The sequence below is a fragment of the Blastocatellia bacterium genome (assembly GCA_035573895.1).
GTDB lineage: Bacteria > Acidobacteriota > Blastocatellia > HR10 > HR10 > DATLZR01.
On sequence record DATLZR010000173.1, the window covers coordinates 39,313 to 51,285 of the forward strand.

The 11,973-nt window shown below is 59.8% G+C and carries 8 protein-coding genes; 6 read left to right on the forward strand and 2 right to left on the reverse strand.

Going from position 1 to position 11,973, the window contains the following annotated elements; translation table 11 throughout:
- Nucleotides 1–122: 122 nt before the first annotated feature.
- Nucleotides 123–1,259, reverse strand: a complete 1,137-nt coding sequence (hemW, locus tag VNM72_15330; protein HXF06765.1) for a radical SAM family heme chaperone HemW — start codon at nt 1,257–1,259, stop codon at nt 123–125.
- Between the two features lie 255 nt (nt 1,260–1,514).
- On the opposite strand from hemW, the gene VNM72_15335 reads away from it, so the two are divergent.
- Entirely contained in the window at nt 1,515–1,907 is a 393-nt protein-coding gene (locus VNM72_15335; protein HXF06766.1) for a hypothetical protein, read from the forward strand.
- A 383-nt stretch (nt 1,908–2,290) separates the two neighbouring features.
- Nucleotides 2,291–5,215, forward strand: a complete 2,925-nt coding sequence (locus VNM72_15340; GenBank protein ID HXF06767.1) for a hypothetical protein — start codon at nt 2,291–2,293, stop codon at nt 5,213–5,215.
- A 73-nt stretch (nt 5,216–5,288) separates the two neighbouring features.
- Here the strand turns inward: VNM72_15340 and serA are convergent, their stop codons facing one another.
- Complete coding sequence (serA, locus tag VNM72_15345; GenBank protein ID HXF06768.1) at nt 5,289–6,920, reverse strand: phosphoglycerate dehydrogenase; 1,632 nt, start codon at nt 6,918–6,920, stop codon at nt 5,289–5,291.
- A gap of 690 nt (nt 6,921–7,610) precedes the next feature.
- On the opposite strand from serA, the gene VNM72_15350 reads away from it, so the two are divergent.
- The 4 genes from VNM72_15350 (at nt 7,611) to VNM72_15365 (ending at nt 11,959) form a co-directional block, all read left to right on the forward strand.
- Nucleotides 7,611–7,805, forward strand: coding sequence for a hypothetical protein (locus tag VNM72_15350; protein ID HXF06769.1), 195 nt, complete (start codon nt 7,611–7,613; stop codon nt 7,803–7,805).
- Nucleotides 7,798–8,019 (forward strand): hypothetical protein, encoded by a 222-nt coding sequence (locus VNM72_15355; protein ID HXF06770.1) that lies wholly within the window; start codon nt 7,798–7,800, stop codon nt 8,017–8,019. Before VNM72_15350 ends, VNM72_15355 begins: the two co-directional genes overlap by 8 nt.
- A gap of 297 nt (nt 8,020–8,316) precedes the next feature.
- Nucleotides 8,317–11,442, forward strand: a complete 3,126-nt coding sequence (locus VNM72_15360; GenBank protein HXF06771.1) for a carboxypeptidase regulatory-like domain-containing protein — start codon at nt 8,317–8,319, stop codon at nt 11,440–11,442.
- A gap of 382 nt (nt 11,443–11,824) precedes the next feature.
- Nucleotides 11,825–11,959, forward strand: coding sequence for a hypothetical protein (locus VNM72_15365; protein HXF06772.1), 135 nt, complete (start codon nt 11,825–11,827; stop codon nt 11,957–11,959).
- The last annotated feature ends 14 nt before the right edge of the window (nt 11,960–11,973 follow it).

The following is an 11,973-nucleotide window of genomic DNA, read 5'->3' on the forward strand; positions in this document are numbered from 1 at the left end:
CAACGAAGGCGTCTGTGCCGAGAGGTCGCTGGAATTCGGCATGAGGGACGATCACCGATGGCTGCATCATCCACTCACGCACTCGGCTCCTCCGGGACAATAATAGCGGCCTGGACGTGGTATCAGACGAAGACGGTGAACACTTCATTGGCCAGGATGAGCCCCTTCCGCGTCAGTTTCAATTGCCCGCCCTCCCACTCGATCAGGCCGTGTTCCCTCAAGCTTTCGAGATCGGGACCGTAGCGGGTCAGGACATCCACACCATATCGCTGAGAAAAATCCGACAGGTTGATTCCCTCTCGCCGCCGCAATCCGAGAAAGAGAGCCTCGCGGGCGCGCTCTTCGGGAGTGAGGGGAATGACCCCCGCGCGAGCGATCCCCTGCGTTCGCATTGCTCCAATATAGGCCGTCGGCGTCGGAATATTCCACCATCGGCGGGTCAGATCGTAAGAGTGGGCGCTGCAGCCAAATCCGAGATAGGGTTGGTCAGACCAGTATTTCAGATTGTGTCGCGACTGATGTCCCGGCCGGCAGAAGTTGGAGATCTCATAATGCTCATAGCCTTCGGCCGTCGCTCGATCCACGAAGGCGTAATAGAAGGCCGCCATGAGATCCTCATCGGGGGGAGGGAGAACGTTTTTGCGAATGAGAGTCGCCAATGCCGTCTCCTCATGTACGTCGAGCAGATACATCGAGACATGCGGCGGATGCAGAGCGAAAAGCGCATCCATTGTGCGCTGCCATCGGTCCATCGTCTGGTGCGGGAGTCCGGCGATCACATCGAGGTTGATATTTTCGATTCCCGCGTCGCGCAGAACGTCCACCGACCGATGAACCTCCTCCACCGTGTGAATCCGACCGAGCATCTTCAACTCCTCGTCATGAAACGATTGAGCGCCCACGCTCACGCGATTGACTCCGGCGGAGGCATATCGGCGAACTTTCTCTCGCGTCAGCGTTCCGGGGTTCGCTTCCAGAGTGATTTCCATCGGCTCGCGGAGGGCGAAACACCGGCGCACCGTATCGAGAATCTCTTCGATGTCCTCGCCCCTGAGGACCGATGGCGTGCCCCCGCCGAAATAAATCGTGTCGGCCACAAGACCGGAGAGCGCGTCATCTTCTCCCGCCCGGAGAATCTCCTGCTGCAGGGCCGCAAGATAATCGGCGATGAGCGACGGGGAGTAGACGCCGGAATCGAAGTCGCAATAGATGCATTTGTAGTGGCAAAACGGAATGTGAATGTAGATGCCCCACATCATCGCGAGTTCCGAGCCTGTAGTATAGCACGAACCGTTCCCGGAGGGCCTTCCGGCTTGAGAAAAAACAGACGAACTCACTTCCGCAAGCACAATTAAATGTCGGGGGTGAAGCCCACGTCCTCCACGCGAATGGAAGCAGAGGGTCGCACGGTCTCAACGAGCCTTGCTCAAAGGTCGGTCCTGGAGCTTGACTGTTCTTTTCACGAATCGTAGACTCGACCGCTCTCGAAAAAGAACATCGAGCGGAGGTGAGCTATGAGGAGAACGATCGTTATAAGTACCGTGATCGCCCTCTCGGGTCTGCTGACGTTCCGGATCCTGGCTCAAAGCCAGGTGGTCACTCTGAAGGGGCAGGTTGTGTGCTCGTCCTGTTGGTTTGAAGCGGATCGCAAGACAAAACCTTACGGCAGTGAAGCCGACATTCAATGCGCCACTGCGTGCAGCAAACGGGGTGTTCCTACAGCACTGGCCGTGACCGATGAGAACGGGACGACGCTCTATCTGCTCGAATACGGAAAGCTGCAGAAAACCGAGAAAGGATGGCTCGCCTATATCGGAAAGAAGGTAGAGGCCAAGGGAACTGTTCGTGAACAGGAAGGCAAGCGGTATCTGAAGGTGGACGCGCTCACCGTCATCCCGTCGTCGTAAAGACATGTACAACGAGTGAGGGGAATCCTCCGCTTGCGTGGCGGCAGCCCGAAGGGGGCCCGATCTCTAGCGGCCGCCGCAAGCTCCGGCCCGCGCGGGAAGAAAAATGTTTCGCCTGCACACGACGGGCGCAGCTCTCTCGTGTTGCCACGCACGTGGGCCCCGCCTGAGGGGTCTCACGAATCTTTTTGACGGGAGGCCGATCCGAGCCGTTCTGTCGTCAGGACCGGCAGGCGGGGGATCACGGCGTCGCCTCTGTGGAGGGGATCCACGTCCTCCGTCCCCTCAGGTCATTACAAGATTCCGGGTTGATTTCCTGTGACCGGGTAAGTCAGACTGTCGTACTCCTACACGACGATTAACATCGGGAAAGGGAGTCGCCTATGAAAATGAGAATACGGTTTGCACTCGGAGTGGTGTGTCTTGTACACCTCGTGGTGGTCTCGGCGGGAGCATGGGCTCAGGCGCCATCGCCTCCGCCGCCGCAACCGATCATCAATCAATCCGATCATCCCCTGCTGAAGAATTTCCGCTGGCGATCCATCGGACCGGCCAGCATGGGAGGTCGCATTGACGACATCGCTGTGGTCGAGAGCGATCCCTCGATCATCTATGTGGGCTTCGCCACAAGCGGTGTGTGGAAAACGGTCAACAACGGCACAACCTGGGAGCCTATTTTCGATACGTATTCGAGCGCGTCCATCGGAGACCTCGCTCTCTGCCCGTCGGACCCGAACATCGTGTGGGTGGGAACGGGCGAGCCGAATAATCGGCAAAGCTCCTCCTTCGGCGATGGCATTTACAAATCCACCGATGGCGGAAAGACCTTCACCCACATGGGACTGCGGGAGACTCAAACGATTGCGCGCATCGTGGTGGACCCGAAGGATTGTAACACCGTTTATGTCGCCGCGCTCGGCCATCTGTTCGGCCCCAATCCGGAGCGGGGGATCTACAAAACAACCGATGGAGGCAAGACGTGGACGCTGGTGAAGTTCATTGATGAGGACACGGGCTTCACCGACATTGTGATGGATCCGGTGGATAACAAGACGCTCTATGCGGCCTCCTATCAGCGGCGTCGGACGCCGTGGGGATTCAACGGAGGGGGGCCGGGCAGCGGGATCTGGAAAACGACCGATGCCGGGAAGACCTGGACGCGACTGACGGGCAACGGCCTGCCGTCGGGGATTCTCGGTCGCATCGGATTAGATGTCTCTCGCTCGAACCCCAACATCGTCTATGCGCAGATCGAAGTCGGGCCGAGTCCGGGAACGGGCAGTGGAGTGGGCGGCCCGGGCGGAGGGGGCGGCCCGGGCGGCCAGCAGGCACAGCAGCCGCCGCGTCCTCCGGATCCCACCCGCAGCGGCATCTGGCGCTCGGACGATAAAGGGAAAACCTGGCGGATCGTCAGCAATCAGAACAACCGCCCCATGTACTACAGCCAGATTCGCGTTGATCCCAACAACCCCGATATTGTCTACACCGGCGGCGCTCCGTTCTTCAAATCCACCGATGGAGGCAAGACTTTTCAGGTCGTTCAAGGACTGCCGCACAGCGATCATCACGCCATCTGGATCAACCCGCGCAACAGCAATCACCTCCTCGTTGGAAGCGACGGGGGACTCGCCGTCAGTTACGATCAGGGGGCGACCTGGGAGCACCTCAACACGATTCCGGCGGCCCAGTTCTATGCCATTGCTGTGGACATGCGCAAGCCCTATTACGTGTGCGGCGGGTTGCAGGACAATGGGAGCTGGTGTGGTCCGAGCGCGACGCGCAATCCGGCGGGCATCACTAATGCCGATTGGTATCGCATCGGTGGAGGCGATGGCTTCTACGTGCAGATTGATCCGACCGACTACACCACCATCTACGTCGAGTCGCAAAACGGTAACATGAATCGCCTCGATCTGAAGACGGGGCGAACGGTCAACATTCGACCCCGGTCGGCACGTCCTCCTCAGCAGCCGCGCGGTGCGGGACAATCGGCGCAGGGTGAATCCGGGTCGAACCAGCCCTCACCGGCTCAGGGATTCGGCCAGTTCCAGCCGGCGACCAGCAATATCGTTCCTCCCCCGCCACCGGGCGAGCAGTATCGCTTCAACTGGAGCACGCCGATTCATCTCTCTCCGCATAATCCGCGCACGGTCTACGTTGGAGCCAACAAGCTGTTCAAGTCCGTTGACCGTGGAGAGACCTGGACGGCCAGCCCCGATCTCACCAAGAAGATTGATCGCAACACGCTACCCATCATGGGCGTTCCGGGCGACCAACCGATGCCTTCCAAGCACGATGGCACGCTCAATTACGGCAACATTACCACCATCGCCGAATCGCCCGTCCTTCCCGGCGTCCTCTGGGTGGGAACGGATGACGGCAACATTCAATTGAGCCGCGACGGCGGGGTGACCTGGACCAATGTTGCCGAGACGCTTCCCCCGGCGTTGCAGACGTATCAGATCTCTCGCGTGGAACCCTCGCATTTCGATGCGGCCACCTGTTATGTCAGCATTGATGGACATCGGAGCGACGACCTCAAACCCTACGTCTTCGTCACCCGCGACTTCGGCAAGACCTGGACCTCAATCTCCAGTAATCTTCCGATGGGAAATGTCAATGTCATCCGCGAAGATCCGAAGAACAAGAATCTCCTCTACGTGGGAACGGAATTCGGTTTCTACATCTCGCTCAACGGGGGAGCCGAGTGGCATCGGTTCATGAACGGGATGCCGACGGTGCGGGTGGATGACATTCTCGTCCATCCGCGTGACAATGACCTCATTGCCGGCACGCATGGGCGAGGCATTTACATCATGGATGACATCACCCCGCTGCAACAGTTGAGCGATGCTGTCATCGCGAGCGACGTCCATCTGTTCGCCGTGCGACCGGGAACGCAATGGGTCCAGGATGTCACGCTCAGCCGCTACATGGGCGGAGCGAAGCACTTCCGGGGAGCCAATCCCCCGCCGGGGACGGCCATCAGCTACTATCTGAAAGCGCCGGCCTCGGGAGAGGTCAAGATCACCATCACCGACATCACCGGCAAAGTCGTGCGCACGCTCACCGGCAGTAAGGATCCGGGGGTGAATAGCGTTCAGTGGAACCTGCGCGGTGAGCCACCGCCACGCCCGGCAGGGGCTCCGCCCCAGGGATTTGGTGGTGGTGGAGGCGGCGGGGGATTTGGTGGTTTCGCTCAGGGTCAACCCGTCGCTCCCGGAGTCTATCTGGTTAAACTCTCGGTGGATGGGAAGGAACTGACCACCACCGTCGTTGTGGAAGAAGACCCCGGACCGATTCGGTAGCCCAGTGGCGCGCGGTTGACCTTCCCGGCTCGACCGCGGATCATCGAGAGAAGCCTGCTCGGGAATATTCCCCTCAGCGCTCGACATCCGGTCGGGCGCTGGGGGTTTTTGACAGCGCGTCTCCCAGTCGCGTCAGCGTCACAAACTTGGCGTCCTTAATCGGCGGGACAGACCGAATGGCCCGAAGCAGATCCTCGCTCAAAGGGGAATCAACCGTGAGGATTCCGATCGCTTCGCCATCGCTGCGAGCGAGAGCGAAATTGCCGATGTTCACCCGGGCATCTCCGAGGATCGTTCCGATCCGCCCGATGACGCCGGGGACATCCTCGTTTCGCACTACCAACATGTAGGGAGCGAGGGGGATCTCCACATCAACTCCATCCATCGAGACCAACCGCAGGCTTCCCTGATGAAGAACGGTTCCCTCGACCCAATCGGTATGGCCTTGCCCATCGCGCAGTTGAACACTGATGAGATTGGAGTAGCTGCGCGGTCGCGTGCTCCGCGTCTCGATGACTTCGATCTGTCGCTCGCCGGCTTTCGCCCGCGCGTTGATGAGATTGACCTCTTCGCCCAGGGTATGACTCAACACGCCGCACACGACGGCGCTGGAAATCGGATCAACGGTGAGATGAGTCAGCTCACCGTAGTAGCGGATACCGATCTCGCTCACCCGGACGCGCCCGACCTGAGCGATGAACGAGCCGAGCGTTTCTCCCAGCAGGAGGAAAATGCGGAGGCGCTGAAATTCCTCTCTCGTGATGGCGGGGAAATTGACCGCCGTCGTGATGACGCCCGAGCGCAGGTACTCCCGTACAGACATGGCGATGTCAATACCGACCTGCTCCTGGGCCTCGACGGTCGAAGCGGCAACATGCGGCGTCGCCACCACGCGGGGATGCTTCACCAGTTCCCACCGGGTCGGAGGCTCCTCGACAAAAACATCGAGCCCGGCTCCGGCGATCTTGCCCGAATTCAGGCCGTCGAGCACGGCCGCTTCGTCCACCAGCTCACCGCGTGCGCAGTTGATGAGGATGACGCCGTCTTTCATCCGGGCGATCGCTTCCCGACCGATCATCCCCTGCGTCGTTCGGGTCAGCGCGGCGTGGAGCGACACAATATCCGATCGAGCATACAGCTCATCGAGGTCCACCAGCGCGACATCGAGATCGCGCGCGACACGTTCGGAGATGAAGGGATCGTGAGCGATCACCTGCATTCCAAAAGCCCGGGCCCGGCGCGCTACTTCCTGCCCGATTTTTCCCAGTCCGATGAGGCCGAGCACCTTTCCCTTCAGCTCGTTTCCGGTGAATCGCTTTTTCTCCCACTCCCCGCGCTTGAGCGAAGCGTCGGCTTCAACGATGTGACGCATCAGGCAGAGCATCAATCCGAAGGTATGTTCGGCCACGCTGACGCTGTTTCCTCCCGGCGTGTTCATCACCAGGATCCCTCGACGGGTGGCGGCGTCAACGTCAATGTTATCCACCCCAGCTCCCGCCCGACCGATCACCTTGAGGCGCGAAGCCACTTCGATCACCGAAGCCGATACCTGCGTTCGACTGCGAACGATGAGTGCATCATAGCCGCCGATGATCGCTCGAAGCTCTGAGAAGGAGATGGTCGGCCTCACGTCAACGGTCCATCCTTCGGCTCGAAGCAGATCAACGCCGGCCTGCGCAATCTGATCGGCGATCAAAATCTTCATGACCTTTGGGTTTTATCCGAGAGTCAGTGCATCTGTCAATCGGACGCTCGGCTTCTTTACGGCAGTTGCTGATCCTTCTCCCAATGGTGCTCGCAGGAGAGGGCCTCTCTTTTCGAGTGCGCCGACGAAAGCTCGGCGGTGGAGCACTTCGATCCCCTCCGAAAATCTCCCGGGAGTGCGGGCCTCTGGCCTGCCAGATACGCCTTCTCCAAGCGCCCCATCGTTCGTGACGTGCGTGAGTACATGAATGATTCCCCCGAGGTACGAAACAGCATTGTGGTCGTCCTTTGAGCGTTATTGCTCGACGGAAGCGAGAATCCGACCTCCCGCTATGCTCGCGGCGGGAGCGTCTTGAGGGCCGCATCCGGACTGTCGGGCGTGGCGCATCACGATGACGTCGCCGGTCGCACGTTCTCTTCAGCAGGTGAATTCAAGGTCACCGAGTATGACGTTCCCACACCGAATTCCCCGCCTCAGGATCCGGCGGTGGATGCCACCCCACATCGGGAGGGCAACCGAGATGAACGCCAACAGGATCGGGCGGTTCGATCCGGCCACCGCCGAGTTCAGAGAATATCCCATCCCCGCACCCGATTCGGGAACCGCATGGGTTGGTCGCTGACCGTGGGGGGAATATCTGGTTCACCGAAAACTTCGTGGGAAAAATCGGAAAGCGGAATCCTAAAACGAGTGAGATCGTCGAATACCCGTTGCCGGATCCGGCGGCTCGTGATCTTCGCGCACCGATTTTCAACCCCAAAGGGAATCCTCTGGTTCACCCTCAAGCAGGCGAATCGCATCGGCCAGCTCGATCCCGCGACGGGTCAGATCACCCTCAATACGGTTTCCCACGCCGCGCTCTCGACCCTATGGGCTCATGATTGACTCCAAGGGAAATCCCTGGTTCTGCGAGTTCGGGACACATAAGCTCGCCCGCGTCAATCCGGCAACGGGAGAGATCACGGAGTTCACCTTGCCCCGCGCCGATGCGCGTCCCCACCGCATCGCCATCGCGTCCGACGATGCCGTCTGGTACACGGATTTTCAGGGCGGACGGCTCGGCCGCTTCGATCCCGTCACCTCTCAAGCCAGGGAGTGACCCTCGCCATCGGGGCCGACGTCCTGGCCCTATGGGATTTGCGTCGGATCAGAGGGACATCATCTGATATGACGAATTCGGAGCCAGCAAAATGATGTGATTCAGCCCCAGGACCGAATTTTTTCACCCCCACTCCCATCCCGACCCCCGGCACGGCCGTGTGCCACCTGTGGTTGATTCCCGAGGCCGAATCTGGTGGGCTCGAAGCGGAACGTCCAGTAAGATCGGGAACGTGGCTTTTTTTGAAACCGATGGGCCGATCAGTTCGTCTTTTGCCAGTGAGCGAGAGAAGGGCTGATGGCACGCATCAGCCTCGGCGGAAAAAATGAGAAGCGCCGCCAGAAGCGGGCGCGATTTTCAACAGCGACACGGGGCGAGAAAGGAGTGGCAGTCGTGATGAACAACAAGAGAATGCGGTATCAGAGGAGAGAAGGAGCGACATGGCATCGCGGTATAGCCAAACGGGCGTGCCGTGTCCTTTGCTGGGTACTCCTCGCGGCGATGATGGGGACGCCGATGAGCACCTGGGCGCAAGGGACTCGCTCTTCGGTCGAGTTGCACGGGCAGGTCGTTGATCAGCAGGGGGCTTTGATCGTCGGAGCGACTGTTCATCTGACCGACGCGCAGGGTCACCGGATCACAGTCACGACCGATAGTCGGGGCCAGTTTCGCTTCCCCAATCTCACGCCGGGTCGCTATGACCTGATCGTCACGGCGGAAGGATTTGAGGCTTTTCACCAGGCCGATACCCTCATTGAGGCGGGACCCTCGGGAACTGTTGTTCGCTTCGGTCCGGAGGCGGCTGTGCAGCCCTATCCTTTGGTGATCACCCTCTCGGTGATCATTAAGGAACAGATCGAAGTGACCAACGAGACCCAGATCTCGGTCGAACCCGACAGCAATATGTCCGCTGTTGTGATCAAAGGCGAAGACCTGGAAGCCTTACCCGACGATCCCGAACAACTGGCCGAGGTCTTGCGCGAGATGGCCGGTCCGGGTGCGGGGCCGGGAGGGGCTCAGTTCTTCGTCAACGGCTTTCGCGAGCAGGGGCGCATTCCTCCCCGCGATGCCATTCGGGAGATCCGCATCAATTCCAATCCCTTCTCGGCGGAGTTTCGTGAGCCGGGACGCGGACGAATCGAGATCCTCACCCGACCGGGAACGAATCAGTTTCGCGCGGGCGGTTTCTTCAACTTCAACGACGAAGCGCTCAACGCCCGCAATGCCTTCGCCCCCGTGCGAGCGCCGCTTCAGGTGCGTCGCTATGGAGGGACGCTGAGCGGGCCTCTGCTGCGTCGGCGCTCGTCCTTTTTCGCTGACGTGCAGCGTCGGGAGATTGACGAGAACGAAACCGTCAGCGCCACGGTACTCGACCCGATCACGCTCTTGCCGACACCGTTTGCGACCGTCGTTCAAACGCCGCAGCGCATGACCGATTTCAACCTGCGCACGGAGTGGCAACTGGCGAAGTCCCACACCATGGGCGTCAGTTACCGATACGGGATCAATACGTGGGAAAATCAAGGTGTCGGTGGATTCAATCTTCCCGAACGTGCCGCCACCAGCGAGGACCGCGAACACACGCTCCGCTTCTCCCTGACCTCGTATTTTCATCAGCGCATGGTCAATGAATTGCGACTTCAGCTCGAACGAGAACGATCCGGCAGCCGGGCTCTCTCGGACAAGCCCGCCATCATTGTCCTCGATGCCTTCAGCGGCGGAGGCAATCAGGGCTCGCTTTTCAGCCGTCGCTCCAGCGATGACCTGGAGATGACCAACAATCTCTCCATTGCACATCGTCGTCACACGCTCAAGATGGGCGTTCGAGTAGAAGCCTCACACCTGGTGGAGGAGAGCCGCTCGAATTTTGGCGGGACGTTCACCTTCTCCAGCCTCGACCAGTATCGGGATGTGCTCCTCGGTGTTCCGGGAGCGCGACCGTCACAATTTTCCATCAACCGGGGCGATCCGCTGGCGGGGCTCACGCTGTGGGAATTCGCCTGGTTCATTCAGGACGACTGGCGCGTGCGCTCGAATCTGACGCTCTCGCTGGGAGTGCGGCACGAGTTTCAGACCTGGCTCCGCGATAAAGTCAATTTCGCACCGCGCATCGGCTTTGCCTGGTCGCCGCGCAACAGTCGCACGACGGTTGTGCGCGGGGGGGCCGGTCTCTTTTATGATGCGCTGGGACAGGGACTTGTCCTCTCGACGATCCGTCTGGATGGGCAGCGCCAGCAGCAACTCATCATTCTCAATCCGGGCTTCCCCGATCCCTTCAGCGGCAACGGGGAGCAGCTCATTCGTCCAACGAGCCTGCGCACGCTGGCTGCCGACCTGAATGCCCCTTATACGCTTCAGGCTACTGTCGAGCTTGACCGTCAACTTCCGCGCGGTTTTGTCTTGAGCACCGGGTATACGTGGATTCGGGGCGTGCATCTCTACCGCAGCCGCAACATCAATGCTCCCCTGCCGGGAAGCCTCCTTCGCCCGATCCCCGAGAAGGAAGCCATCCTGCAATACGAGTCAACGGCTAATTCAAAACGACATGAGCTGAGAGTGGGAGTGCGACGACAGATTAGTCGCACGTTCACCGTCTTTGGAAATTACGTCCTGTCCTGGAACCGCAACGATGCCGATGGTTCCGGCTCCACTCCGGCCAATCAGTACGACCTCCGAAGCGAATGGGGCCGCGCCTCCTTCGACTCTCGTCATCAGATCTTCGTGGGCGGATTCATCAATCTGCCCTGGAAGTGGCGCGTCTCCCCGCTGATCACCTTCCGGTCGAGCCGACCGTTTAACATCACCACGGGCCGTGACAATAACTTCGATACGCTGTTTTCTGACCGACCGTCACTGGTGGATCCGTCCATGCCTGGAGCTGTGGTCACTCCCTTCGGCGCCTTCAATCCGAATCCTCAGCCGGGAGAGAAGATCATCCCACGCAACTTCGGCATCGGACCGAACTTCAAGAACGTGAGCATGGAAATCAGCCGCACATTTGGCTTCGGCCAGCCGCGTGGACGAACCCCCTCTCCCCAACTGGGTCAGCAAGGACCGATGCCACCGCAGGGGCCGGCGGGTCAAGTGTCGTCTCCGGGAGGACAACCCGGTGAATTCGGTAGGCGTGGAGGATTCCCTCAAGGGCCTCCGGGTGGGGGTCCTGGTCGTGGCGGTGGAGGATTCGGTGGTGGCCAGGGCCGTCCGGGTGGCGGTCCCGGAGGTGGTTTCGGTGGCGGTGGATTTGAAGGGTTCGGCGGAGGCGAATACCGCTATAGCTTCACGCTCTCGGTGCGATTCAACAATCTCTTCAACATGGTCAACTTCACCAACTACAGCGGCGTGCTCACATCGCCTTTCTTCGGCCGCGCCAATTCGGCCATGCCGGCTCGGCGCATTGAACTGGCCCTGAGGTTTAATTTCTGATCTGTCGCCACAGATGGAGGCGTTCCTCCTACACCAAAAAACTCTGTTGCTCGTGCCGGTCATTCGATGAGAGCGCTGTTCCAGGCGCTCTCATCCCTTTTCCCCACGTAACTCCCCGGTCAGTGGTGACGGATTACCGGGAGACCAATTGTGCAGGAAGACCGTGCTGCAAAAATAACCTCAGGAGTTACCCCGTCAGCAATTCCCGCTGAAGAACAAGGAGAGAAGGTCACACCTCCGGGAGAAAATATCTTCCGCACAAAAAGGGGACCGGAGATTGATAAAAGAGACAGGGATGATGTCGGCTTAAGGGAAGAACCAGGTCATCTCTTCCGCGAGGAACTGGTTGAGCTGGTATCGCATTGGTTCCAGGAAGCGGAAGATGAGCGAGCCAGAGGCAAGGGGCAAGCAGCCGTCGTCCGACGTGAGTGGAGCGGCGATGATCTCCTTTCCCCCTCCGTCGCTGCTCGCGTTTGAGCGAGTGATGGAGCGACGAGGACGCCTCTCTGCCGGTTAGTCCCGGACAATGCC